This window comes from Lentzea sp. NPDC058436 (assembly GCF_042721515.1).
Classification (GTDB): domain Bacteria; phylum Actinomycetota; class Actinomycetes; order Mycobacteriales; family Pseudonocardiaceae; genus Lentzea.
Genome location: NZ_JBHXLF010000011.1, coordinates 122,248 through 145,708 on the forward strand (window position 1 = coordinate 122,248; position 23,461 = coordinate 145,708).

Annotated in this window: 23 protein-coding genes and 1 pseudogene; 11 read left to right on the forward strand and 13 right to left on the reverse strand. The window is 70.0% G+C overall.

The window, feature by feature from the left end; genetic code table 11:
• Positions 1–20: 20 nt before the first annotated feature.
• Together ACFWN2_RS31400 and ACFWN2_RS31405 are read right to left on the reverse strand one after the other, a co-directional pair.
• Positions 21–1,247 carry a family 16 glycosylhydrolase gene (locus tag ACFWN2_RS31400; RefSeq protein ID WP_382433574.1) on the reverse strand — a complete coding sequence of 409 codons (1,227 nt, stop codon included), beginning with the start codon at positions 1,245–1,247 and terminating at the stop codon, positions 21–23.
• Between the two features lie 210 nt (positions 1,248–1,457).
• The gene (locus ACFWN2_RS31405; RefSeq protein WP_382433576.1) at positions 1,458–2,900 is read right to left on the reverse strand and encodes a trypsin-like serine protease; all 1,443 of its coding nucleotides are present in this window, start codon (positions 2,898–2,900) and stop codon (positions 1,458–1,460) included.
• A gap of 132 nt (positions 2,901–3,032) precedes the next feature.
• Here ACFWN2_RS31405 and ACFWN2_RS31410 point away from each other — a divergent pair, with 132 nt between their 5' ends.
• Both ACFWN2_RS31410 and ACFWN2_RS31415 read left to right on the forward strand, forming a co-directional pair.
• A complete protein-coding gene (locus ACFWN2_RS31410; protein WP_382433578.1) occupies positions 3,033–3,596 on the forward strand; it encodes a TetR/AcrR family transcriptional regulator in 564 nt (187 codons plus the stop codon).
• A complete protein-coding gene (locus ACFWN2_RS31415) occupies positions 3,593–4,156 on the forward strand; it encodes a hypothetical protein (protein ID WP_382433580.1) in 564 nt (187 codons plus the stop codon). The genes ACFWN2_RS31410 and ACFWN2_RS31415 overlap by 4 nt, the downstream gene beginning before the upstream one ends.
• On the opposite strand, the gene ACFWN2_RS31420 is transcribed toward ACFWN2_RS31415, so the two are convergent.
• Both ACFWN2_RS31420 and ACFWN2_RS31425 read right to left on the reverse strand, forming a co-directional pair.
• The gene (locus tag ACFWN2_RS31420) at positions 4,112–4,534 is read right to left on the reverse strand and encodes a nitroreductase family deazaflavin-dependent oxidoreductase (RefSeq protein WP_382433582.1); all 423 of its coding nucleotides are present in this window, start codon (positions 4,532–4,534) and stop codon (positions 4,112–4,114) included. The two genes, ACFWN2_RS31415 and ACFWN2_RS31420, sit on opposite strands and share 45 nt — an antisense overlap.
• Positions 4,535–5,311, reverse strand: coding sequence for a LuxR C-terminal-related transcriptional regulator (locus ACFWN2_RS31425; RefSeq protein ID WP_382433584.1), 777 nt, complete (start codon positions 5,309–5,311; stop codon positions 4,535–4,537).
• 93 nt (positions 5,312–5,404) lie between these two features.
• Between ACFWN2_RS31425 and ACFWN2_RS31430 the strand changes: the two genes are divergently transcribed.
• The 3 genes from ACFWN2_RS31430 to ACFWN2_RS31440 are packed head-to-tail and all read left to right on the forward strand — an operon-like array spanning position 5,405 to position 9,100.
• A complete protein-coding gene (locus ACFWN2_RS31430) occupies positions 5,405–7,060 on the forward strand; it encodes an AMP-binding protein (protein WP_382433586.1) in 1,656 nt (551 codons plus the stop codon).
• Between the two features lie 39 nt (positions 7,061–7,099).
• A complete protein-coding gene (locus ACFWN2_RS31435; protein ID WP_382433588.1) occupies positions 7,100–7,915 on the forward strand; it encodes an SDR family NAD(P)-dependent oxidoreductase in 816 nt (271 codons plus the stop codon).
• Between the two features lie 15 nt (positions 7,916–7,930).
• Complete coding sequence (locus ACFWN2_RS31440) at positions 7,931–9,100, forward strand: hypothetical protein (RefSeq protein ID WP_382433590.1); 1,170 nt, start codon at positions 7,931–7,933, stop codon at positions 9,098–9,100.
• Here ACFWN2_RS31440 and ACFWN2_RS31445 read toward each other — a convergent pair.
• Together ACFWN2_RS31445 and ACFWN2_RS31450 are read right to left on the reverse strand one after the other, a co-directional pair.
• Positions 9,078–9,941, reverse strand: a complete 864-nt coding sequence (locus tag ACFWN2_RS31445; protein ID WP_382433592.1) for an AraC family transcriptional regulator N-terminal domain-containing protein — start codon at positions 9,939–9,941, stop codon at positions 9,078–9,080. The genes ACFWN2_RS31440 and ACFWN2_RS31445 overlap by 23 nt on opposite strands.
• Positions 9,942–9,971: 30 nt before the next feature.
• The gene (locus ACFWN2_RS31450; RefSeq protein ID WP_382433594.1) at positions 9,972–10,640 is read right to left on the reverse strand and encodes a nitroreductase family protein; all 669 of its coding nucleotides are present in this window, start codon (positions 10,638–10,640) and stop codon (positions 9,972–9,974) included.
• 71 nt (positions 10,641–10,711) lie between these two features.
• On the opposite strand from ACFWN2_RS31450, the gene ACFWN2_RS31455 reads away from it, so the two are divergent.
• The 6 genes from ACFWN2_RS31455 (at position 10,712) to ACFWN2_RS31480 (ending at position 16,071) form a co-directional block, all read left to right on the forward strand.
• Entirely contained in the window at positions 10,712–11,617 is a 906-nt protein-coding gene (locus tag ACFWN2_RS31455) for a LysR family transcriptional regulator (protein WP_382433596.1), read from the forward strand.
• A 183-nt stretch (positions 11,618–11,800) separates the two neighbouring features.
• Complete coding sequence (locus ACFWN2_RS31460) at positions 11,801–13,105, forward strand: LuxR C-terminal-related transcriptional regulator (RefSeq protein WP_382433598.1); 1,305 nt, start codon at positions 11,801–11,803, stop codon at positions 13,103–13,105.
• Positions 13,102–14,328, forward strand: a complete 1,227-nt coding sequence (locus ACFWN2_RS31465) for a LuxR C-terminal-related transcriptional regulator (protein ID WP_382433600.1) — start codon at positions 13,102–13,104, stop codon at positions 14,326–14,328. Before ACFWN2_RS31460 ends, ACFWN2_RS31465 begins: the two co-directional genes overlap by 4 nt.
• Before the next feature lie 60 nt (positions 14,329–14,388).
• Positions 14,389–15,141, forward strand: coding sequence for a thaumatin family protein (locus ACFWN2_RS31470; RefSeq protein ID WP_382433602.1), 753 nt, complete (start codon positions 14,389–14,391; stop codon positions 15,139–15,141).
• Between the two features lie 10 nt (positions 15,142–15,151).
• Entirely contained in the window at positions 15,152–15,535 is a 384-nt protein-coding gene (locus ACFWN2_RS31475; protein WP_382433604.1) for a cysteine/serine endopeptidase inhibitor, read from the forward strand.
• A 68-nt stretch (positions 15,536–15,603) separates the two neighbouring features.
• Entirely contained in the window at positions 15,604–16,071 is a 468-nt protein-coding gene (locus tag ACFWN2_RS31480) for a CAP domain-containing protein (protein WP_382433606.1), read from the forward strand.
• A gap of 4 nt (positions 16,072–16,075) precedes the next feature.
• Here ACFWN2_RS31480 and ACFWN2_RS31485 read toward each other — a convergent pair whose 3' ends face one another.
• From ACFWN2_RS31485 to cysC, 7 genes and pseudogenes are all read right to left on the reverse strand, one after another.
• Complete coding sequence (locus ACFWN2_RS31485) at positions 16,076–17,149, reverse strand: NAD(P)-dependent alcohol dehydrogenase (RefSeq protein WP_382433708.1); 1,074 nt, start codon at positions 17,147–17,149, stop codon at positions 16,076–16,078.
• A gap of 30 nt (positions 17,150–17,179) precedes the next feature.
• A pseudogene (locus ACFWN2_RS31490) lies at positions 17,180–17,572 on the reverse strand (SRPBCC family protein); the annotation flags it as partial.
• The gene (locus ACFWN2_RS31495; protein WP_382433608.1) at positions 17,572–19,143 is read right to left on the reverse strand and encodes an aldehyde dehydrogenase family protein; all 1,572 of its coding nucleotides are present in this window, start codon (positions 19,141–19,143) and stop codon (positions 17,572–17,574) included. The pseudogene ACFWN2_RS31490 and the gene ACFWN2_RS31495, both read right to left, overlap by 1 nt.
• A 4-nt stretch (positions 19,144–19,147) precedes the next feature.
• Complete coding sequence (locus ACFWN2_RS31500; protein ID WP_382433610.1) at positions 19,148–20,695, reverse strand: FAD/NAD(P)-binding protein; 1,548 nt, start codon at positions 20,693–20,695, stop codon at positions 19,148–19,150.
• Positions 20,688–21,962, reverse strand: coding sequence for a sulfate adenylyltransferase subunit 1 (locus ACFWN2_RS31505; protein WP_382433612.1), 1,275 nt, complete (start codon positions 21,960–21,962; stop codon positions 20,688–20,690). The genes ACFWN2_RS31500 and ACFWN2_RS31505 overlap by 8 nt, the downstream gene beginning before the upstream one ends.
• Positions 21,962–22,876 carry a sulfate adenylyltransferase subunit CysD gene (cysD, locus tag ACFWN2_RS31510; RefSeq protein ID WP_382433614.1) on the reverse strand — a complete coding sequence of 305 codons (915 nt, stop codon included), beginning with the start codon at positions 22,874–22,876 and terminating at the stop codon, positions 21,962–21,964. Before cysD ends, ACFWN2_RS31505 begins: the two co-directional genes overlap by 1 nt.
• Complete coding sequence (cysC, locus tag ACFWN2_RS31515; protein ID WP_382433710.1) at positions 22,873–23,457, reverse strand: adenylyl-sulfate kinase; 585 nt, start codon at positions 23,455–23,457, stop codon at positions 22,873–22,875. The genes cysD and cysC overlap by 4 nt, the downstream gene beginning before the upstream one ends.
• Positions 23,458–23,461 lie beyond the last annotated feature (4 nt).

A 23,461-nucleotide genomic window follows, 5' to 3' on the forward strand; every position in this document is an offset into this window, starting at 1 on the left:
CTGACGGGGAGAGACCTACCTCAGACCTGCCACTTCTGGCTGGCCACGCCGAGGCACTGCCAGATGTGCGTCTTCGTTCCGTCGGCCGAACCGCCGCCGATGGTGTCGAGACACTTGTTCGCCTGCGGGTTCACGATGTCCTGTGCCCCGCTGACGGCCCATTGCTGGGCGGCCGAGCCGTTGCAGTCCCAGAGCTGGACCACCGTGCCGTTGGCGGTACCGCCGGCGTTCACGTCGAGGCACTTGCCCAGGGCGCGGATCGTGCCGTCACCGGGACGGCTCCACTTCTGGGCGGCGTTGCCGTTGCAGCCGACGACCTGGATGGGCGTGCCGTTGGCGTTGTTCGCCCAGGGCACGTCGAGGCACTTGCCGCCGATGCCGCGGATCTCCGAGCCGCCGCCGCTGGGAGGCGGGGTGTCGGCGGAGGAGGCGCGGACCCAGTCGATCACGAGCTGCTGCGGGAACGTCGTGCTGGCGTCCGGGTAGCCCGGCCACTCACCACCGACCGCAAGGTTGATGATGATGAAGAAGGGCTTGTTGAACACCCACGGGTTGCCGTTGACGTCGGTCGGCGTGTTGCGGGCGTAGACGTTGCCGTCCACCGACCAAGTGATCTCGCCGGGCTTCCAGTCCACTGCGAAGTTGTGGAAACCGTCGGAGAAGTTCGGGCCGTTGAAGGCGTGGGACTTGCCGCCGGCACCGGAGTAACCGGGGCCGTGGATCGTGCCGTACACGGTGTTCGTCTGGTGTCCCAGGAACTCCATGATGTCGATCTCGCCGGAGCCCGGCCACGGGTTACCGGTGTTGATGTCAGCGCCGAGCATCCAGAACGCGGGCCAGATTCCCTTGCCGCGCGGCATCTTCATCCGCGCTTCGAACCGGCCGTAGGTCTGGGTGAACTTGTTCGCGGTGTTGATGCGCGCGGACGTGTACTGACACCTGCCGTACCAGCAGTTGTAGTTGCCGGGGTTCTCCTTCTTGGCGGTGATGACGAGGTTGCCCTGGCCGTCGTGCGCCGCGTTGGAGGTACCGGCCTGGTACCACTGGTGTTCCCTGTTGTTGCCGTTGTTGTTGCCCACTTCCATGTTCCACTTGCCACCGTCGACGCCGGAGCCGGCGGGAGCGTTGAACTCGTCGGCCCAGGTCACCGCCGCGTTGGCAGGGGGAGCTTGGCTGGTGGTGGCGACGGTGATCCCTGCGGCCACCATCAAGGCAGCGGCAAGGGCCGTCCCGATGCGTCGATGCATCGAACCGACCTTTCCGGGTGTTGGTTGTGCGCCCAGTGGTTCGGAAGTGTTGTCGCGCCGTGACCCACGGTCAACGTGTAAAGGTTTTCACGAATTTGTCAGATGAGAGCGCTCTCAAGTGATCTACCTCGATACCAGCGGATTTAAGGCTGCTTAAGCCTGAAAGTGCCTCCGGAGGGCCTCGGACAGGCCCTCCGGAGACTGTGAACGTCAGCCCTGCGGAGTGGTGATCACGGAGAAGACCGAACCACCGCTCGCCTGGCGTGCGCTGAGGTCTTCGAGGACCGTCGAGAGCGGCGAGTAGTTGTTCAGCTCGCCCAACTGGCAGGGGCCGCTGCGGGACTGCTGGCTCCCGTTCAGGATGCCGAGGCCTGCCCGGTCGACCTGGCTGAACAGCGGGCTGCCGCTGTCACCGTTGCGCGCGCACAGGTCGGTGTTGATGCCGACGTCGGTCGAGAGGACCCGGCCGCAGCGCGTGCCGACGAGGTAGTCGACGCCGGAGCCGCTGTCGTAGGAGTCCGGGTAGTTCACCGAGCTTGCGCCGGAGCCCGTGGCGCACACGACGGCACCGGTCAGGATCCCGGACAGCGGGGTGACGGAGGTGATCTCCTGGTTCTGCGACGTGGCCTGCGGGCCGCAGGGGGTGTCGCCGTTGCTGTCCAGACCGCCGTTGCGGCAGTACTTCAGCACGGTGTTGCGGTCGGTCTGGCTGTCCAGCCACCTGTTCTGGGTGGCCGCGTCCACGTACCGCAGGGCCGCGTAGTCGTACGGGTAGGAGTTCTTCTCGATGCCGTGCTGGTTCAGGACGACCTGCCGGTTGTGCTCGGTCGGCACGTTGTTCGTCTTGGTGGCCATGCAGTGGCCCGCCGTCAGCACCCACGGCACGCCGGGGAACGCTCCGCCGGTCGTGCGGAGGTTGAAGGCCGAGGTGCAGCCGCCGGTGGTTCCGTTGTCACGCCTCATGTCCAGGCGCAGGCCGCCGCGCATGGGGCCGTAGTTCGTGCAGTACAGCGGGTGGCAGAAGCCCCAGTCGACCGGGTCGGCCGAGTACGGCGTGGGCTTCGGCAGGACGCGCGTCGACACCATGCCGGGGTCCGCGTCGAACGTGCGGGCCTCCTCCTGCGCGGCCGCTCCGACCTTGTTCTCCTTGAGCCAGGCGCGTTCCCAGACGACGACGCGGTTCTCGGTCGTGCTGACGGCCGGCAGGTAGACCGAGTCCGCTCCGGCGCCGACCTGCCTGCTGATCCGGTCGTGGGCCGCTTTCAGTGACGCCAGTGAGTTCTTGACCGTGCGGACCTTCACGCTGGCCCGCTCGGGCATGGCGGCGATCTGCCGCTGGGCAGCGTTGGGTCTCGTCATCGCGACGACGAGTTCGCCGGCCTGCTGGTCGAGCCACATGCCGCCGTACTCGCCGGCGGCCTCCTTCCGGAGTCTCTCGTCCAGCTTCGCGGCGTCGTTCTGGAGTTCGAGTCTCCGCAACGCCTCGCGCTCGCTGACCCGGTAGGTCTGCACGAGGTAGTCGACGGACTCCTTGACGGCCTTGGGATCCAGCGTGTTCTGCAACGTCGGACCGGCAGTGGCCGGTGCAGCCGTGATGGTCGACGCGAGCACCACGCTCGCGGCGGCCGCCCCCAGGATCTTGGCTAATCGCAATGGAATCTCCTTGCCGATGCGAATGACCTCCTCTTCATAGCGTCGAGGGGACGAACTGCGCGGAGAATCCGCAAGATCTTCACGAAACCTCCCCGCTTGACCCGCGAAGCTAATGACAGTAGCTTTTGGGCTATGAACGCTCGCCCACGTCTCACCACCGCCAAGGTCGTGGACGCCGCACTGGAGCTGATCGACGAGCAGGGCGCCGACGCGCTGACCCTCGCCGCCGTCGCCGCGCGGACCGGTGTCGCCACGCCCTCGCTGTACAAGCACATCGCGAGCCTCGGCGAACTGCGCGGCCACATCGGCGTGCGGGTGCTGGAGGACATGACCGCGCGGTTCACCGACGCGGTCCTGGGGCGGGCGGGGGACGACGCCGTGAGCGCGCTCATGCACGCGTATCGCGCCTACGTGCAGGAGCACCCGAACCGCTACGCGGTCGCGCCGATGGACCCGCTGCACAACGACCTGCAGGAGGCGGCGGGCACGAAGTTCATGGAGGTCGTGCTCGCGACGTTGCGGCAGTACGGCCTGGAGGGCTCCGAAGCCATCCACGCCACGCGGCGGCTGAGGGTGATCGTGCACGGCTTCGCGTCGATCGAGTCGAGCGGCGGGTTCGGCCTGCCCGAGGGCCTCGACGACACCTACGACCAGCTGGTCCGGATGTACCTCACCGATCTCAGGGGGCAATCGTGAAGTGGACGCTGTCGGCCGCGGGCCTGCTCTTCCTGCTGTACCCGGCGCTGAGACCGTGGCACGACGAGACGACGGCCGCGGGGGCGGCGGCCTCGATGGGCTCGACCGCGTGGGTCCTCTCGCACCTGTTCGCGATGATCGGCTTCATCCTCGTGCCGATCGCGTTGCTGGAGATCCACCGCACGGCCGCGATCACGTTCTGGGTCGGCGCCGGCCTCACGCTGCCGTACTACGGCGCCGAGGACTTCGGCCTGCACGCCGTCGCGCAGCAGCCGAACGTCCTCGAACTCGCCGAGGCCGTGCGCTACAACCCGTTCGCCGTCACGACCTTCGGGCTCGGGCTCGTCACGATGGGCGTCGCGGCGGTGATGGTCGCGCTGAAGCTCCGCACCACGGCGGCGATCGTGTTCGCCGCCGGGTTCGCGTTGTTCCTGCCGCAGTTCTTCACGCCACCGGCGGTGCGGATCGCCCACGGCGTGCTCATGATCGCGGGCTGCTTGTGGCTGGCGTGGGACTCAGCGCGCAGTGAGGCGGAAGACCCGCAGTTCGCGGCCGCCTGAACGTTCGACGTAGTCCTGGAAAGCGGGATAGGCCGCCACCATGCGGGACCAGGCGGCCTCCCGCTCGGCCCCTTCGAGCAACGTGCCCCGCACGTCGCGGACGTCGCCGCGCACATTCACCTGGATGTCCGGGTTCTTGATCAGGTTCGTCGTCCAGGCCGGGTGGTGCGGCTTGCCCCAGTTCGACCCCACGACGAGCATCGCGTCGCCGTCGGCCACGTACTGGACCTGGTTCTCGCGCCGCTCACCGCTCTTCGCACCGACGGTGATCAACGTCAGGCCGGTCTGCTTCGACAGCGACATGACGGTGAACTTGCCGCCGGTCAGCTTGAAGAGCAGCCGATCGGTCCCGACCACGGCCTTCTCCATCAACGACATCTAGAGCGCTCCCGTCGACCTCGCCGCGTGGACGGCGGCGGTTCTGTTGTGCACCCCCAGCTTGCGCATCGCGCCCCGGAGGTAGGCCTTGACGGTCTCGGTGCTCAACCCGAGCTCGGCGGCGATCTCCCGATTGGACGCACCGACCGCGGCCAGCCGAAGCGTATCGAGTTCACGCGGGGTCAAACCACTGGGAACGCTGACGGGTGGCTCGCCGCCGAGGCTCTGGTGCACCTTGCGGAGTCGTTCGCGCAGCACCGGATCCCCGACGAGCTTGGCCACCTCGGCCAGTTCGCGGAGGGCGGCCTGCGTGTGCAGTGTCTGATTCTGGGGGAAAGGCATGTTCAGGTCCTGTGCGAATCCCTGTGCGATGGCGCCGGCCGTCCTGATCGCCCGGTCGCCGACGGTCGTCTGCCCGCGCACCGCCCCGTAGAGGACGCCGAGCACGGTGCCGCGCACCGTCACCGGGTAGGCGAACACGGACGTCAGGCGTTCGTTCACGACCACCATCTGGTCGAACTCGTGGGTGATCGCCTTGGTCGTGGCGTAGTCGTTGACGCGCACCGCCGTGCCCATCGCGATGGCCGTGCCGCCGAGGCCCCGGCCGGTGCCGATGCGCAGTCCGTGCAACGACGTCCCGTGCGTGCCGAAGAAGCTGCTGAGCACCAGGTCGCGGCCGGGCGTCAGCGCCCCGCCGAACACGACGGGCAGCCCGGTGGCACGGCGGAGCATGTCCAGGCGTTGCGGCAGCAACGACTGGAAGCGGTCTGGCAGCACGTCCAGAGTTTCGCTGACCGTCACACCCTCGAAAAGGGGTATACCCCCGATCGGGGGTATACCTGCGGCGCCGGCGCTCCCACCCTCTCCGACATGTCCAGTCACGACACCTACCGCGCGGCCCGCGACCTGATGCTCAGCGACCCGGACGCGTTCGCCTGGCCGAGCTTCGACGGCAGCTTCAACTGGGCGCACGACTGGTTCGACGTCATCGCCGACGGCAACTCCAGCACGGCGTTGCACATCGTCGAGGAGGACGGCTCCGAGCGCGCCTTCTCGTTCGACGAGGTGCGCCGCCGGTCGAACCGCGTCGCGCGCTGGCTCGCGGGTCACGGCGTCGGCAGGGGCGACAGCGTGATGATCATGCTGGGCAACCAGGCCGAGCTGTGGGAGTCGATGCTCGCGGTGATGAAGCTGGGCGCGGTGATCATGCCGACGACCACCGCGCTGGGACCGGCCGACCTCACCGACCGGCTGCGACGGGGTTCCGTGCGGCACGTCATCGCGCGCGTCGAGGACGCGGGCAAGTTCGCGGCCGGACCCGTGCTCATCAGCGTTGGCGGCACGGCGGAAGGCTGGCTGGACTACGCGGAAACGGCGCAGGCGGCGGACGACCCGGTGCCGCACCCGGAGACGGCGCCGGACGACCGGCTGCTGCTGTACTTCACCTCCGGCACGACCAGCCGTCCGAAACTGGTCGAGCACACCCAGGTCTCGTACCCGGCGGGCCACCTCACGACCATGCACTGGATCGGCGTGAAGCCCGGCGACGTGCACCTCAACATCAGCTCGCCCGGCTGGGCCAAGCACGCCTGGAGCTGCTTCTTCGCGCCGTGGATCGCCGAAGCGACGATCTTCGTCTACAACTACGCCCGGTTCGACGCGGCCGCGTTGCTCGGCCAGATCCGCGAGAAGGGCGTCAGCACTTTCTGCGCGCCGCCGACCGTGTGGCGGATGCTGATCAAGGCCGACCTCAGCGGCGGGCCAGGCGGGTTGCGCGAGGTCGTGGCCGCCGGTGAGCCGCTCAACCCCGAGGTGATCGAGCAGGTCCAGAAGCAGTGGGGCCTCACGATCCGCGACGGGTTCGGGCAGACCGAGACCACCCTGTCGGTCGGCAACGTGCCGGGCGCGCCGGTGAAGCTCGGCTCGATGGGACGGCCGTTGCGGGGCGTCCCTGTCGTGCTGGTCGACCCGATCACCGGCGAGCGGGCCGACGAGGGCGAGATCTGCGTCGACCTGGCGCAGCGGCCGATGTCGTTGATGGTCGGCTACCACGGCGACGAGGAGCGCAACGCCGAGGCGATGGCCGGCGGTTACTACCACACGGGCGACATCGCGAGCCGCGACGAGGACGGCTACCTGTTCTACATCGGGCGCACGGACGACGTGTTCAAGGCGTCGGACTACAAGATCTCGCCGTTCGAGCTGGAGAGCGTGCTGATCGAGCACCCGGCGGTCACCGAGGCCGCCGTGGTGCCCGCGCCCGATCCGCTGCGGCTCGCGGTGCCCAAGGCGTACGTCGCGCTGAGCCCCGGCTGGGAGCCGAACTGCGAGACGGCGTTGCAGATCCTCCGGCACGCGCGCGAGAACCTGGCGCCGTTCCAGCGGATCCGGCGGCTGGAGTTCTTCGAGCTGCCCAAGACCGTGTCCGGCAAGATCCGCCGGGTCGACCTGCGCACGCGGGAGGAGGAAGGCGGCGCTGGTACGGGCGAGTGGCGCGACGACCAGTTCCCCGAACTGCGCGGCTAACGTGGGGGCTCCGCCGTCCTCGACGACAGGAGCAGACACATGGTCCGCAAGATCTCAGGACGTCCGGCGGTGATCACCGGGGCCGCCTCGGGGATCGGCCGCAGCCTCGCGCGGCGGCTGTCCCGGCACGGGTCGCCCGTGGCCATCGCCGACGTCAACGAGATCGAGCTGGAGAAGACCGCGGCCTCGCTGCAGGGCCCGGTGCTGACCAGGGTTCTCGACGTGCGCGACGCCGAGGACGTGCGGGCGTTCGCGGACGAGGTGCGCGCGTGGCTCGACCTGCCGCTCGCGGCCGTGTTCAACAACGCGGGCGTGGCCACCTCCACGACGGTGCTGAACTCCGTGGTGGAGGACGACTCCTGGCTGTTCGACATCAACTACTGGGGTGTCGTGAACGGCACGCGGGCGTTCCTGCCGCAGCTCGTCCAGCAGAACTACGGCGTCGTCGTGAACACCTCCAGCGTGTTCGGGCTGTGCGGGATGCCGAAGCAGAGCGCGTACTGCGCCGCGAAGTTCGCCGTGCGCGGCTTCACCGACTCGCTGCGCCAAGAACTGCGCGGCACCGGCGTCTCGGCCGTCGCGGTGCACCCCGGCGGCATCAAGACCAACATCATCCGCAACGGCCGCATCCACGCCGAGCTCGACGAGAACGGCCGGTCGCTGGAGCAGATCGCCACGGACTTCGACCGGATCGCGCTGACCACGCCGGACAAGGCCGCCGAGATCATCCACCGCGGCGTCGAGCGCGGGAAGTCGCGAGTGCTGGTCGGGCCGGACGCCTACGTGTTCGACGCGCTCGCCCGCATCACGCCGACCCACTACTACTCCATCATGGCGCGCCTGTTCGAGCGGTGAGGCATGATCCTCGCCGTGGCTTCGGAGACGGTCGTGCGGCGGACCGAGCAGTGGTTCGTGCGGCAGGGCGCGCCGACGATGATCGAGGGGTACGGCTTCCGGTCGCACGTACTGCCGCGGATGTTGCCCGCGCTGACGTTCGTGGCGGCGGGCAGCCTCGCGTGGCTGGTGCTGCAGCAGTCCGCAGGGCTGTCGCGGTGGGTGCTGCTCGGGCTGATCGTCGCGGTGATGGTGTCGGCCTGGGTGCTGCTCTCGCTGTTCGTGCGGCGGATGCCGAACTTCTCGCCGCGCATGACCGTGCTGCTGCTGGTCGTGTACGCGGCGATACCGATCATCACGCCGTTGGTCCAGTCCGCGATCGACATCCGGTTCAAGGCACCGGACGGGGATCGGGAGACCGATTCGGTGTGGGTGGCCCTGGTGTGGTTCGTCCTCGTGTTCGGGGCGGCGTTCGTCGCGACGATGCTCGCCACGACGTACGGGCTGGGATCGTTGCTGCGCGCCGCCATCCGGCACGTGATCGCGGACCTGCGCAACAGCGTGCACCTGATCGGCAGGGCGCTGCCGCCGATGCTGTTCGTGACGCTGTTCCTGTTCTTCACCGGTGAGCTGTGGCAGGCGATGGACAAGCTGCCGTGGCCGAGGGTCAGCCTGATCGTGCTGCTGTTCGCCGCGATCACGGTGCTGGCGGCCGCGGCCCGGTTGCGCGACGAGATCGGCAGGGTCGAGCAGGACCTGCGCCCCGAGATCCTCAGCGTGGCCTGCAAGGGCACGCCGCTGGCCGGTGTCGAGATCACCGAAGCGTTGCCGCCCAGGCGGTTGAACGGCCGGCAGTCGCGCAACCTGCTGGTGATGCTCGCGATCCGGCAGCTCGTGCAGGCCGCGGTGATCGGGCTCGCGCTGTTCGCGTTCTTCGTGGTGCTCGGCCTGATCGTGGTGACGCCCGAGATCGCCGAGCAGTGGATCGGCTCGCCGGCGAAACCGTCGAAGATCCCCGGCCTGCCGTCGGCGATGTTGCGCAACGCCACGCTGTTCGCGGCGTTCGGCAGCATGTACTTCTCGGTGATCTCGATGAGCGACGCCGAGCACCGGCGGCAGTTCTTCGCGCCCGTGATCGAGAAGGTCGAGCGGACGCTGGAGGTCCGCGCGGTGTACCTGAACGTCAGAGAGCGGGCAGGAGCCTGAGCTTCGCGTCCCTGCTCGGCGGTGCGCCGAACTGGCGGCGGTACTCGCGGCTGAACTGCGACGGGCTGTCGTAGCCGACGCGGTGGCTGACGCTCGTCACGTCGGGGTTCGTCGCGAGCAGCAACCTGGCCTCCTGCAGCCGGATCTGCTTCTGGAACTGGATCGGGCTCATCGCCGTGACGGCCTGGAAGTTGCGGTAGAACGCCGACTCGCTCATGCCCGCGATGCGCGCGACGTTCTCGACCCTGAACGACTCCGCGTAGTTCTCCCTGATCCACTTCACGGCCCTGGCGATGTGGCTCAGGCCGCTGTCCTGGGCGCCGAGCGCGCGCACGGCGGCGCCCTGCTCGCCGGTCATGACCCGCCAGAGGATCTCCTGCTTGATCAACGGGGCCAGCGCCCGCGCGTCCTTCGGCTGGTCGAGCAGGCGGGCGAGCCTCGTCACGGCGTCGAGGAGCTCGGGGGAGGCGTCGCTGACGGCCAGGCCCTCGGGAGTGCCCGTGGCCTTCGGGAGGTCGTGGGCGAGGAGCAGTTCGGCGACCTTGTCCGGCCGCAGGACCAGGCCGAGGCCGAGCGCGGGTTCGGACGGGCCGATGTCCACGTAGTTGCCCGTGATCGGCATGTCGATCGACGCGACGAGGTACTGGCCCGCCCGGTAGTCGTAGACGCGGTCGCCTAATGCGATGCGTTTGCGGCCTTGGGCGACGAACGCGAGGATCGTGCCGGTCATCGACGGGGCGGGCGGGCCGCCGACGGTGGTCCGGGAGACCAGGACGTCGTCGATGATCGTGGTCAGGTCCGGGCGGGCGTGCTTGGAGATCAGCGCGCGTAGTTCGTCCACGGGGACTGATGCTCCCCGGTGGTGGGACGATCAGGCAAGCCCGTCGGTGAAGGTCAGTGCTTCACCGAGCGGTTTGCGGCGCAGGTCCGGCACCTCGCAGTCGTCGGCCGGGTAGCCGATCGGGAACAGGACGTACGGGCGTTCGCCGGGCCGTCCGAGCAGGTCGGTCAGGAACGTCATCGGGTTCGGCGTGTGCGTCAGGGTCGCGAGACCCATCGAGTGCAGCGCGGCGATGAAGAAGCCGCACGCGATGCCGACGCTTTCGTTGGTGTAGTAGGTCTTCTTGCCGTTCTGCTGCTTCTGCGCGAACGCGACCACGAGCCAGGGCGCGACCTCCAGGAACTCCTTGGTCGCGTTGGTCTCCAGCCGGGCGAGGGCCGCGTGCCAGTCCGGTAGCTCGCGTTCGTGGTAGAACCGGCGTTCCTCTTCCTCGGCCGCGTGCCGGATGCGGCGCTTGAGGTCCGGGTTCCGTGTGGCGACGAACCGCCACGGCTGCTGGTGCGCGCCGCTCGGGGCGGTGTTCGCGGCGAGCACGGCCAGTTCGATCGCCTCGGCCGGCACGGGGTCCGGCGAGAACCAGCGGACGGACCGGCGTGCGTCGAGCAGCCGGTGCAACGCCCTGCCGCGGTCGAGTCCCTCCTCGATCGGCAGACGGGGTGGTGCGTACGGGACGAACGGGTGGGTGTGCGGTCGGGTCACCGTTGCGACGATGCCCGCGGCACATTCTTTTGGCCAGTTCAAGTTTCTTCGGTCAGTTATAAGCTCGACTCATGAATCTGCCGAACGTGACGCTGCGGCAGCTCGAATACCTGATCGCGGTGGCGGAGACCGGTTCTCTGACGTCCGCCGCCGCGCGGTGCCACGTCTCGCAGGGCGCGATCTCGCTGGCGTTGAGCGAAATGGAACGCGTGCTGGACCTGAGGCTGGTGCTGCGATCTCCGCGCAGGGGTGCCGCGTTGACGGCGGCGGGCACGCGGGTGCTCTCGGACGCCCGGCGCGTGGTCGGGGCGATGGGTGATCTCGGCGTGGAGGCACGCGGGCTGAGCTCGCAGGTCAGCGGCGTGCTGACGGTCGGCTGCTACGCGCCGATCGCGCCGTTCCACCTGCCCGCGGCGATCGCGACGTTCGAGAGCGCGCACCCGGAGGTGTCGGTCCGGTTCGTCGAGGGGAGCCTGCCGGAGATCGGGGAGGACCTGGTCGCGGGGCGGTGCGAGATCGCGTTCCTCTACGACCAGGACCTGGTGCCCGGCATCGCGACGAGGACGTTGTACGACCAGTCGCCCAAGGTGCTCCTGCCCGCCGGGCACCGGTTCCGCCGGCGGCGCGCGGTGGCGTTGCGCGAACTCGCCGGCGATCCGTTCGTGCTGCTGGACGTTCCGCCGAGCGAACGTTACTTCCGCTCGGTGTTCGCCGCCGCGGGCGTGGAGATGGTGGTGACGCACCGGGCCCGCGGCTTCGAGCTGGCACGCTCGCTGGTGGCTCGTGGCCTCGGTTACTCGATCACCGTGCAGCAGCCGGCGGTGAGCTCGTCGTACGAGGGGCTGGAGGTGGTGGCGGTGCGGTTGCGCGACGTCGTGCCCACCACGCCCGTCGTGCTGGGGTGGGCTGCCGGTGGTCCGCTGACGCGCCGGGCGCACGCGTTCGCCGAGCACTGCGCCGCGCTCTTCGGTGGTTAGTCTCGCCAATTTCCCTTTAATACTCCTCCAATCCGAGTTTGCCAAGAGGCGAAGAAGCGAAAAGTCCCGGTTCAAACGGGAAGCGTTTCCCGGTAAGGTCCAGACCAGGTCACCGTCCATATGAGACGGATTCCGGGAGGTATCCCGCGTATCGATTGGCCGGCCGGGAAGGACACCGTCGAAATGACGAACAGCGCCCCGCTCGACGACATTCGCCGCAAACGGTTCGCACTGGTCCGCAGCGGGCGCTGGAACGAGGCCGACCGGCTCGCCGGGAACGCGGTGGCGCTCGGGCCCGGCGAACTGGAGCCGGGGACGCTCGCCTACCTGCCCGGCAGCCCCAGGAACGGCCGGTGGTCCCGAGGTGTGAGAGCGCTCTCGTTTCGCGCCGTCCAGGCCGCGAACCTGGGTGCCGGACGGGAAGAGGCGGTCGACGCCGCGCTGCGTGCGCTGACGGCGGTGGGGACGCGGGACTCCGGAACGTTCTGGCAGGCGCTGATGGTGCTGACCTACGCCGACGAAGTCGCGGCGGCGCACCGGATCTGGGCGTCCAAGGCCGGTCGCGGGGACGTCCACGACCTCCTCGGTGGACGGATCATGCTGCTGCGCGGCGATCCCCGTGCCGCGGTCCGGTTGCTGGACGGCGCGCTGGGCAGAGGTGTGCACGCGCGACTGAGGGCCGTGGCGGTCGCGTGGCTCGTCCTGGCGCTCACCGAGGCCGGGGAGCCGGACAGGGCGCGTGCCGTGCTGGAGTCCGAACGCCTGGCCGGTGTGCTGGCCGAGCACCCGGACAGCGCCGAGCTGTACTTCGCGCGGGGGCGGCTACTGCTGGCCGAGGGGCAGGGCGCCGGTGCGTTGGACGAGTTCCTCGAATGCGGGCGGCAACTCGCCTCGTGGGGTGTTGTCAACCCGGCGGTGCTGCCGTGGCGCTCTTCTGCGGCCCTCGCGGCGTTCGACGCGGGAGATCTCGTGCTCGCGAGGATCTGCGCCGACAAGGACCTGGTGGCGGCGAGGCGGTGGGGAGCGCCCAGGGGGATCGGGCTCGGCCTGCACGCCTGCGCCCTGGCGCGCGGTGACGACGTCCTGCTGGAGGAGGCCATCGCCTACCTCGGGCGGGCCTCGACCGCCGACGAGGCGTTGCGGGCCCGTCACGACCTGGCGCAGCTCCTGCTGGGACGCGGTGAGGTCGAGCGCGCCAGGAAGCACACCCGGCGCCTGCGTGAAGCCGCGTCCGACTTGTGTCCACAGTGGATCGACGCGGCGAACGTGCTGGCGTCGCGGTTGTTGCGCAACGACGGTGAGTCCGCGTTGAGCAGACAGGAACGCAGAATCGCCCTGCTGGCCAGAGCGGGGAAGTCGAACCGCGAGATCGCCGCGGAGCTGTGCCTGACCCTGCGCACCGTCGAGTTCCACCTCACCGCCGTCTACCGCAAGATGGGAGTGGCGGGCAGGCCGGGGCTTCGGCGGGCGTTCGTTCCCACCGCATGAGCCGCTGGTCGGCCGATCCCGGTCACGACTGCGCGGCGGCCGTCGCGGTGGGACTGCTCGCGGCGGGGGAGAACTGGACCGAGGCCGTCCAGGCGGCCGAGACCGCCCTGGCGTCTCCCGTGTGCAGGGCGAACCCACTGTGCGTGTCCCGCGCGCTGGGGACGTTGGTCTGCGCGGGTGAACTCGTCGCCGCCGACACGCACAGCCTGTCGCTGCTGGAAGAACGTCCAGGGGACCGGGTGATGGCGGAGTGCGTGCTGCTCGCCCGTGCGTGCGTCGCGCGCCACACAGGTGATCTCGAAAGGTGTTCCTCACTGCTCGCCACGTTGCGGCACAACGGCATCGCGGACGAGATCCGCTCGGTCGCGTTGCTGTGGAAGGTGGAACTGCTCGTCGCCAGAGGGGAAGCGCGCGCCGCTGAGGCACTGCTGGTCGCCCACGACGTCGACGCGAGGATCAAGTCCGGACACCCCGGTCGTTCGCTGCTGCTCTCCGCCACGGCGACGGTGGCCATGGCGACGGACCGCCCGCACGACGCCCTGGAGGCGCATCTCGCGTGCGGCAGGGCTCTCGCCGAGGACGGTGTCGTCAACCCCGGCGTGCTGCAGTGGCGCTCCCACGCCTCCCGTGCCGCACTGGCCTGTGGCGACAACGAGGAAGCCCTGCGCCTGGCGATGGAGGAACACGCCGCCGCGGCGCGCTGGGGCGAGCCCAGGGCCCTCGGCCGGAGCCTGTCGGCGGTCGCGCGGGCGAGTGCGCCGAACGGCGAGGACCTCACGACCTACGAGCGTGCGATCCGCCTGCTGGAGATGGCGCACGCGAGGCTGGAGCTCGCGGAGGTGCTGTGCGACTACGCCGATCGGCTCACCGCGCACGGCAGGCAGGCGGCGGCGTGCGAGATCTACGCGCTGGCCCGCGCCACCGCACTCGACATCGGCGACACCGCGCTCGTCAGCCGGGTCGACGAGGTCGTGGGGTGTGCGGACGCGTCGGGTGGCCCGGTGCTGACGCCCGTCGAGGCCGAGGTCGCGCGGCTCGTGCGCACGGGGCTGAACAACAGGGAGATCGGGACGAAGCTCGCGATGGCGACCCGGACCGTCGAGCTCCACCTCACCAGGGTCTACCGCAAGCTCGGGCTGTCGGGCCGGCGTGAACTGCAGGTCACCAGATGGACCGGAACTTTGCGGACTCACCGTGGAGTCACGGGCGGCTACTCCGGGTGATCGTGGACTCCTGACGACATCCGGTGCGCCGGCACCGGTTGCGCAGGAGGGAGCCCGCAGATGCTCACACGATTACTGGGCCGTTCGATCGCCGCGGTGTTCGCACTGGCGTTCGCCGTCGCGGGACTCGCCGTGCCCACGGCGAGCGCGGCGATCAACCACACGGTCACCTTCGTCAACAACACCGGCCAGACGATCTGGGTCGGCAGCACCGTCAACGCGGACGGCTCGCAGGTGCTGACGAACATGCCCACGCTGCGCAGCGGCCAGTCCGCGACCATCACGATCCCCGAGACCTCGGCGCCAGGCCACTGGCGCGGCAAGTTCTTCGCCCGCACGGGCTGCACGGGGACCTCGGGCGTGGACTTCCGTTGCGCGGTGGGCGACTGCGGTGTCCAGGCCGCCCGGTGCGTCACCGGTGAGCAGCCGGCGAGCCTCGCGGAGTTCAACTTCGACTCCCGCGACCGGCTCGCACCCTGGTACAACGTCAGCTACGTCAACGCCTTCTCCGTGCCGGTGGTCATCACACCGGTGAACGCGTCCCCACCACCGGGCTCCACCTCGTGCGGTACCGCCGGGTGCCCCGAGAACCTGTTGCCCTACTGCAACCCCGCGTACGTCAAGTACGGCGCGAACGGTCAGCGCATCAACTGCGTCAACCCCAACCGCGACGCGCAGACCGACTACAGCAACACCATCAAGTCCCGCTGCCCCAAGGCCTACGCGTGGTCCAAGCAGGACACCGAGCCGGGCAACCAGACCGTGTACCAGTGCGGCAACTGCTCGGGTTTCAAGGTCACGTTCAACTCCTGAGGGGAACATCATGAAGTCAGCTGTCAAGGTGCTCGGCGCCCTCGCGTCGGCCGCGGTCCTGTCGTTCGTCTTCTCCGGCACCGCCTCGGCCGTCAGCGGCACCGCCAGCTGGTACAACGACGCCGGTTACGGCGCCTGCGGCACGCAGATCAACGCGGGTACGCAAATGCTGGTCGCGGCCCCTGCCGCCCTGTGGACCACGCCCAACCCGAACAACGACCCGTTGTGCCGCAAGTCGATCCGCGTCACCTACAACGGCAAGACCATCACGGTGCCGATCAAGGACAAGTGCCCGAGCTGCGCGAGCAACAAGATCGACCTCAGCCAGCCCGCCTTCTCCTCACTGGCCAACACCTCGGTCGGCATCATCAACGTGACCTGGCAGATCGTCTGATCCGCTGACAACCGCGGGAGCCGGGGTCAGCCCCGGCTCCCTTCTCTTCCCTGCACAGGAGAACAACGATGTTCGCGTTACGCACCTCCCTGATCGCCGCCGCGACACTGGCGCTGGCGGCCACCCTCGCACCGCAGGCCTCCGCGGCGGTGCAGGACGACGTGATCGCCCTGACCAACGCCGAGCGCGCCAAGGTGAACTGCCCCGCGCTCAAGGCGAACGCGGCTCTCAACACCGCGGCGCAGCGCCACTCCGCCGACATGGCCGCGAAGAACTTCATGAGCCACACCGGTTCCGACGGCAGCAACTTCGTCACCAGGATCGAACGCGCCGGCTACACCCGCTGGACCAGGGCCGCCGAGAACGTGGCCGCGGGGCAGCAGAACGCGGCCGCCGTCGTGCGGTCGTGGATGAACAGCTCCGGGCACCGCGCGAACATCCTGAACTGCGCGCTGCGCGACATCGGTGTCGGCTACGCGTACCGGCAGGGCACGACGTACGGCCACTACTGGACGCAGGACTTCGGCACGCGCTGACCGCTCACGACTGGAACGTCGAGGCGTCCACCACGAACCGGTACCGCACGTCACCGTGCCGCACGCGGTCGAACGCCTCGTTGAGCCGATCGGCGCCGACGACCTCGATGTCGGCGCCGATCCCGTGGCGCGCGCAGAAGTCGAGCATCTCCTGCGTCTCGGCCATGCCGCCGATCTGCGACCCCGCGAGCGAGGCACGGCCGCGCAGCAGTGAGAACACGCTGACGTCCAGCGGCTCGTCGGTGATGCCGAGGTAGACCATCGTGCCGCCGTTGGCCAGCAGTGCCAGGTAGGCGCCGACGTCGAGGCGGCTGGAGACCGTGCACACGATGAGGTCGAACGTGCCGGCGAGCAGGTCGAACGTCGCCGGGTCGTCCGTGGCGTGGAAGTGGTCGGCGCCCAGGCCGAGCCCGTCGTCCTTTTTGGACAGGGTCCGGGACAGCACGGTGACCTCGGCACCCATGGCGTGCGCGATCTTCACGGCGAGGTGGCCGAGACCGCCCAGGCCGAGCACCGCGACCTTCTTGCCCGGCCCTGCTTTCCAGTGCTTGAGCGGCGAGTAGGTGGTGATGCCCGCGCACAGCAACGGCGCGGCCGCTTCGAGCGGCAGGGAGTCCGGGATCCGCAGGACGAAGTGCTCGTCGGTGACGATGTGCGTCGAGTAGCCGCCGTGGGTGGGGCCGCCGCCGTGGTAGGTGTCCGTGGCGGCGTAGGTCTCGACCGAGTCCTCGCAGTACTGCTCCAGGCCTTCCTCGCACATCGCGCACTCGCGGCACGAGCCGACGATGACGCCGACACCGACGCGGTCGCCGACGGCGTGCTTCGTGACGTCGGTGCCGATCGCCGTGACGACACCGGCGATCTCGTGGCCGGGCACCATCGGGAACGTCCCGTCGCCCCAGTCGCCGTGGACCTGGTGGACGTCGGAGTGGCAGACGCCGCAGTACCTGATGGCGATGGAGACGTCGTGCGGGCCGGGCGGACGGCGTTCGATCGTGGTCGGTTCGAGTGCGGCGCCCGCGGACGGGGCGGCGTAGGCGGCGACCGGTGTCCTCTCGCCGGGCACCTCGTCGTGCAGCGAGCCCTCGACGACCTCCGCGGTCCCGGCCAGTCCGGACACCACGTCCGCGGCGGCCCGCAACAGCACTCGCGCGATCATCGGTTCGATCGCCCCCGCGAGGTGCGGGACGCTGGTGCGGAAGGAGACCCGGTGCACGACCCGGCTGCCGGTGCCGTCGGGCGTGACCTCCCAGCTGCCGCCGAAGTCCACGAAGTCCCCGTCCACCTGGGCGAACCGCAGCACGCGTGCCGCGCGGTCGGCCTCGGTGCGCTGGGTCCACCTGGCGAGGCCGCCGCGGAACCGCAGCGCGTAGCGGTCTCCTTCGGCGGACGGCTCGACGGACTCGATGCCGGCCCCGCTGAAGTTCGCGGGGCGCAGCAAGCGGTCGAACACCTCGTCGGCGGGCATCGGCGTCCTGAGTGCGACGCTGTGCTCCTTCATCACCTTGCTCCTCCCCGTTTCACGTTGACGCCCTGCAGGTGGGTGGTGCGCAGCATCAGGTAGTTGGCCTCGCCGAACACGCCGCCGGTCAGGCCGGTGCCGCCGTGCGTCGGCAGGAACGGCCGGAACGCCGAGTGCGAGTCGTTGACGTTCACGACCCCGCCGGTCGTCACCTTCTCCGTGATGGCGGCGACGAGTCGTTCGTCCTCCACCCAGAACGAGTTGCGCAGCCCGTAGCGGTTGGCGCACACGAACTCCAGCACCTCGTCGAACAGGCCGTCGTGCTCCTCCGGGACGACGACCGGCAGCAGCGGGGAGAACGTCTCCTCGCGCACGGCGGGGGTGCGCCGGGCCAGGTCGAGTCCGTTGATCCGCAGCACCGCCGGTTCCACGAAGAACCCGGTGTCCGACGGTGTTCCGTCGACTTCGAGCCGTCGCCCGCCGTGCAGCAGGCGCGCGCCCCGGCGCACCGCGTCCGCGATGTCGGCGAAGTGCTGCTCCGCCATGAGCACCGGCGTCAGAACCACACCCGACTCGTCGGGGTAGCCGGGTTTCGTGTTCGCGGCGGCGGTGACGAGACGGTCCAGCAGCGCGTCCGCGATGGCGGGGTGGGCGATCACGTGGTTGGGGATGTTGCAGATCTGGCCGGACTGCCGGAAGTTCTCGGTGATCGACGCCGCCGCCGCGTCGAGGTCGGCGTCGGCCCACACCACGACGCAGTCGTTGCCGGCGAGCTCCAGCACGGGTTTCTTGCCCGCGGCGACGGCGGCCCGTTCGAACTCCAGGCCCTTCTCACTGCTGCCGACGTAGACGATGTCGTTGACGTGCGGGCTTTCCAGCCACAGGTCGGTCATCGGTGGTCCACAAAGGATGTTCAACACGCCGGTGGGCGCGCCGGCCTCCTCCAGCACGGGCACGACGACCTCGCGCAGCGCGTGCGTGGTGGCCAGCGGTACGCCCCGGGGCGCGCGGATCACCACGGCGTTGCCCGCGAGCAGTGCCGTCGCGCCGAACAGCGCGTTGGGCGTGGAGGCGTTCTGCGGAGGGTTGACGCAGACGACGCCGTCCGGCACCCGGCGGACCGTGGCGTGCCCACCACGGCCGCGGTGCTTGCTCGTCTGCATCTGCGAGGCGCAGAACGACAGCGTCTCCGAGCTGAAGTCGGCGATCCAGTACTCGTCGAGCGTCGGCCCGGCGAGATCACGCGGTTGTCCTTCTGCCACCAGCAGTTCCACGATCTCGTCACGCTTCTCGCGCAGCCGTTCGCCGATGCGCGCGCCGATCTCCAGCCGGTCGGCCAGCGACGTCCGCGCCCACTCCGGTGCCGCCCGCGCCGCCGCCTCCAGCGCGTCGACCGCCATCCGGTCGTCCGCCAGCGCACACCCGCCGACCACGGCCGGGCCCGCCTGCCGCGGGTCGACCCTGCCCGCGTCGAGATCGCGTTTCAGCGCCAGCGCGGGCATCGTGTCCTCCAGCACCGCGCGGGCCGTGACGGTGTGGACGTAGCGGCCCTCGGGGTGCTCGACGTCCTTGCCGTCGATGTAGGCCGGGTACATCAGCAGGTCGTTCATGTCATCACCTCGTCCTGTGCGCGGCCACGGTCGCCGCGATCTCGGCCGCCTGGGCGCGGATCTCCGGCACGGCGGTGCTCTCGAACAGCTCCCCGCGCCGCAGCGCGCCGAGCGTGAAGATGCGGCACGGTTCCCCTCTTTCGTCCAGCACCCGGCCGTCGGCTTCGGTCCGCACCCCGAGCCCGATCGGGTCCGGCCGCGCGGTGCCGTCGTTCACCAGGCCGCGGACCAGCGGCCCGCCGTCCTGGCGGAACCCCGTGGCGTTGACCAGCCAGCCCACCGTCAGCGTCCGCTCGCCGCGCGGCCCGGTCAGGTCGACGTGGAACCCCTCGTCCGCTGGGCGGACCGCGGTGACCTGGCCCTGGTGCAGCCTCAGCCGGCCGTCGTCGATGAGCCGTCGCACCCGCCGGTGGGTGGTGGGCGCGGCCCGGTGGCGGTGGACGTTCCAGTAATGGCCGACCCGGTCGAGGAAGCGGCGCCGTTCGGGCACGTCGAGCTGGCGCCACAGGCGGTGCGTGTGAGGCCGCAGGTGGTCGAGGACGTCCCGCCAGCGGTCCGGGTGGGCCTGGACGGTGCGCCGCACGAACGCCATCAGCTCGCCGAGCGAGGTCGTGCGGCGCGGTGGGTCCGGGAGGTCCGGCTTGGGGCCGGTGCCGTGCCGGTGGGGTTGGGGGAGAAGGCCGTGCCGGGACACGGCGTGCACCACGGAGTCGCGCGCCACCGCGACCGAGATGTCCATCATGGACAGACCGGTGCCGAGCACGAGGACGGGTGCGCCGCCGGTGCGGGGGAGTGGGGCGGCCCAGGGGTCGGCGACGTAGCGCGGGGAGTCCTGCGGGACGAGGCCGGCCAGCGGGTCGGTGGTGCCGACGCCGGGTGCGAGGACGGCGAAGTCCGCTTGGACGGGGCCGGTTCGTGCGAGGTCGACGGTGACGCCGTGGGGGTGGGAGGTCAGGCCGGTGGCGGTGTCGGGGAGGTGGCGAATGGTGGTGTTGGTGGGGGAGGAGGGGGCCTTGGCGAGGTGCCGGGCCGTGGTGCCGGAGGTGGGGCCGGCGGTGCCCGCTACCCGCCGGGCCGAGGCGTCGTCGCGGGAGGCGGTGGAGTCGGCGAGGTGCCGGACCGCAGTGGTGGGGGTGTCGGCGAGGTGCCGGGCCGCGGTGGTGGGGGTGTCGGCGAGGTGGCGGACCGCGGCGCTGCCGCGTGAACCCGAGGCAGCACCCGCGAGGTGCCGCGCCACCGCGTCCGCTTCCTCCACCCGCAGCGTCTCCGCCAGGTACCGCCCGTACTCCCCGCGCGGCAGGAACTCGTCCCCCGCCGCCCCGGCCCACCGCGCGAAGTGCCCCGGGTCGTCCGCCAGCGCGCTCATCTTGCCCGCGGCGGTGTTGAGCAGGTGCCCCGGATCCCCTGTGCGGTAGGCCCGCCCCGGCCCGAACTCGCCGCTGCGGTCGACCAGCACCAACTCCAGCGGGACGCCGGCGCGCAGCAGGTGGATCGCCGCCAGCGTCCCGCTCGCGCCGGCGCCGACGACGACCACTCGGGTGCGGTCAGGCATCACCGGTCACCGCGGACAGCGTGTCGCCGACCTGGCCCGCCGCGAGCGTGTCGCCGCCGTCGGGGTCGATGAGCAGGAACGCGCCCGTTGCCACGCAGTCGGTGTAGGTGTCGAACGGGAGTGCGTCGGCGACCTCCAGCCGCACCTGGCCGATGTCGTTGAGCTCCAGGCACTCCGGCGACTGTTCGAGGCGCAGGCGCTGCTCGTCGAACTTCGCGGACACGCTGGGCACCCGGCACTTCGTGGTGCGCGTGCCGTGCTTGAGCAGCACGCGCGCGCCGGGGCGCAAGGGTTCTTCCGCGAGCCAGCAGACGGTGGCGGTCACCTCGGTGGCGAGTTCCGGCACGCGGTCGGCGGCGGCGATCAGGTCGCCTCGGCTGATCGGCAGGTCGTCGGCGAGCGTCAGTGCCACGGGCTGTCCCGTCGTCGCCTCGTCGACCGGGCCGTCCGGGGTGCCCACCGCCGTGACCGTGGACCTGGTTCCCGCGGGCAGCACCACGACCTCGTCGCCGGGACGCACCTCGCCCGCCGCGACCTGACCCGCGTAGGCGCGGTAGTCGGTCGCGCCGTCGCGCAGCACGTACTGGACGGGCACGCGCAGGCCGACGTCGCAGCCTCGTTCGTCCGGGGTCACGGTCTCCAGGTGTTCGAGCAACGTCGGCCCGTCGTACCAGGGGGTTCGGTCGGAGCGGGTCACCACGTTGTCACCGGCCAGGGCGGAGATCGGCACGGTCGTGATCTGGTCGGCGCGGAAACCGAGCGACTCGGCGTGCGCGACGAACTCGGCGCGGATCGACTCGTAGGTCTCCTGGGAGAAGTCGACCAGGTCGAGCTTGTTGACCGCGAGCGTGATGCCCGGGACGCCGAGCATCGCCATCACGGCCAGGTGCCTGCGGGTCTGCTCCAGCACGCCCTTGCGCGCGTCGGTCAGCAGCACCGCGTGGTCGGCGGTCGACGCGCCGGTGACGGTGTTGCGCAGGTAGTGCACGTGGCCGGGGGTGTCGGCGAGGACGAACGTGCGGCGGGCCGTCGCGAAGTAGCGGTACGCCACGTCGATCGTGATGCCCTGCTCCCGTTCGGCGCGCAGGCCGTCCACCAGCAGCGAGAGGTCCGGGTTGTCGAGCCCGCGCTCCTCGCTGCTGCGCAGCACCGCGTCGATCTGGTCGCTGAGAACGGACTTGGTGTCGTAGAGCAGCCGTCCGACCAAAGTGGACTTGCCGTCGTCCACGCTGCCGGCCGTCACCAGTCGCAACAGGTCGGACGTCATCAGAAGTACCCCTCCCGCTTGCGGTCCTCCATGGCGGCCTCGGACATGCGGTCGTCGGCCCTGCTGGCGCCGCGCTCGGTGAGCCGGCTCGCCTTGATCTCGTCGATGATGTCGTCGACCGTGGCCGCGTCGGACTCGACCGCACCGGTGCACGAGCCGTCGCCGACGGTGCGGTAGCGCACGGTCTTCTCGACGGTCTCCTCACCCTCGGCCGGCCCGCCCCACTGCCCGGACGTCAGCCACATGCCGTCCCTCATGTGCACCTCGCGGGAGTGCGCGAAGTACAGCGACGGCAGCTCGATGTCGTGCTCCCGCACGTAGCGCCACACGTCGAGCTCGGTCCAGTTCGAGATCGGGAACACCCGCACGTGCTCACCGGGCGAGTGCATGCCGTTGTAGAGGTTCCACAGCTCGACGCGCTGACGGCGCGGGTCCCAGCGGCCGAAGCTGTCGCGGACGCTGAAGATGCGTTCCTTGGCACGCGAGCGTTCCTCGTCGCGACGGCCGCCGCCGATCACCGCGTCGTACTTCTGGTCGGTGATCGTGTCGAGCAACGGCACGGTCTGCAACGGGTTGCGCATACCGTCCTCGCGTTCCTTCACGGCACCGCGGTCGATCCAGTCCTGGACCTCGGCGACGTGCAGCCGCAGCCCGTACCGCTCCACGATGTCGTCGCGGAACCGCAGCACCTCGGGGAAGTTGTGCCCTGTGTCGACGTGCACGAGCGTGAAAGGCGGTGCTATCGGGGCGAAAGCGCGCACGGCGAGGTGCACCAGGACGGTGGAGTCCTTGCCACCGGAGAACAACAGCGCCGGCCGGTCGAACTCGCCCGCGACCTCGCGCAGGACGTGGATCGCCTCGGCCTCCAGCTGCTCGATGCCGGTGACGGCCTTTTCCTTGGCGGGAGCGCTCATCGCAGCACCACCTCCCTGATGTCCTGCTCGGTTCGTTCGCTCTCGCAGCGCGCCAGGGCCCGTTCGATCATCTCCGTGCCCTGCTCGACGCTGAGGGTGGCGGTGTCGACGAGCACCTCGGGCGACACGGGCGCCTCGTAGACGTCGCTGACCCCGGTCATCGCCTGCACCTGGCCGCGTTCCGCCTTGGCGTACAGGCCCTTCACGTCCCGTTCGGCGCAGACGTCCACCGGCGCGTCCACGTAGACCTCGACGAACGTGAGGCCCGCGTCCTCGTGCTCCGCGCGGACCTGGTCGCGCACCTCGCGAAACGGCGCGATCACCGAGACGACGGCGAGCACGTCGTGCGAGGCCAGCATCGCGGCGAGCCGGCCGATGCGCAGGATGTTCTCCGTACGATCCTCTTTGCTGAACCCGAGTTCGGGAAAGAAGTCCCTGCGGACGGCATCACCGTCCAGGTGCTGCACCTTGCGCTCGGTGCGCAGCTTCTCGACCAGTTCCCGGCCGAGTGTCGACTTGCCGGAGCTGGGCAGCCCGGTCAGCCACAGCGTGGTGGTCACGAAATCCTCCTTCTTCGTCAGTGGG

Excerpts from the sequence above, each read along its gene's own strand:
- ACFWN2_RS31400 (WP_382433574.1), bottom strand. The coding sequence starts at position 1,247 with ATGCATCGACGCATCGGGACGGCCCTTGCCGCTGCCTTGATGGTGGCC.
- ACFWN2_RS31410 (WP_382433578.1), top strand. The coding sequence starts at position 3,033 with ATGAACGCTCGCCCACGTCTCACCACCGCCAAGGTCGTGGACGCCGCA.
- ACFWN2_RS31420 (WP_382433582.1), bottom strand. The coding sequence starts at position 4,534 with ATGTCGTTGATGGAGAAGGCCGTGGTCGGGACCGATCGGCTGCTCTTC.
- ACFWN2_RS31430 (WP_382433586.1), top strand. The coding sequence starts at position 5,405 with ATGTCCAGTCACGACACCTACCGCGCGGCCCGCGACCTGATGCTCAGC.
- ACFWN2_RS31435 (WP_382433588.1), top strand. The coding sequence starts at position 7,100 with ATGGTCCGCAAGATCTCAGGACGTCCGGCGGTGATCACCGGGGCCGCC.
- ACFWN2_RS31455 (WP_382433596.1), top strand. The coding sequence starts at position 10,712 with ATGAATCTGCCGAACGTGACGCTGCGGCAGCTCGAATACCTGATCGCG.
- ACFWN2_RS31460 (WP_382433598.1), top strand. The coding sequence starts at position 11,801 with ATGACGAACAGCGCCCCGCTCGACGACATTCGCCGCAAACGGTTCGCA.
- ACFWN2_RS31465 (WP_382433600.1), top strand. The coding sequence starts at position 13,102 with ATGAGCCGCTGGTCGGCCGATCCCGGTCACGACTGCGCGGCGGCCGTC.
- ACFWN2_RS31470 (WP_382433602.1), top strand. The coding sequence starts at position 14,389 with ATGCTCACACGATTACTGGGCCGTTCGATCGCCGCGGTGTTCGCACTG.
- ACFWN2_RS31475 (WP_382433604.1), top strand. The coding sequence starts at position 15,152 with ATGAAGTCAGCTGTCAAGGTGCTCGGCGCCCTCGCGTCGGCCGCGGTC.
- ACFWN2_RS31480 (WP_382433606.1), top strand. The coding sequence starts at position 15,604 with ATGTTCGCGTTACGCACCTCCCTGATCGCCGCCGCGACACTGGCGCTG.
- ACFWN2_RS31495 (WP_382433608.1), bottom strand. The coding sequence starts at position 19,143 with ATGAACGACCTGCTGATGTACCCGGCCTACATCGACGGCAAGGACGTC.
- ACFWN2_RS31500 (WP_382433610.1), bottom strand. The coding sequence starts at position 20,695 with ATGCCTGACCGCACCCGAGTGGTCGTCGTCGGCGCCGGCGCGAGCGGG.
- ACFWN2_RS31505 (WP_382433612.1), bottom strand. The coding sequence starts at position 21,962 with ATGACGTCCGACCTGTTGCGACTGGTGACGGCCGGCAGCGTGGACGAC.
- cysD (WP_382433614.1), bottom strand. The coding sequence starts at position 22,876 with ATGAGCGCTCCCGCCAAGGAAAAGGCCGTCACCGGCATCGAGCAGCTG.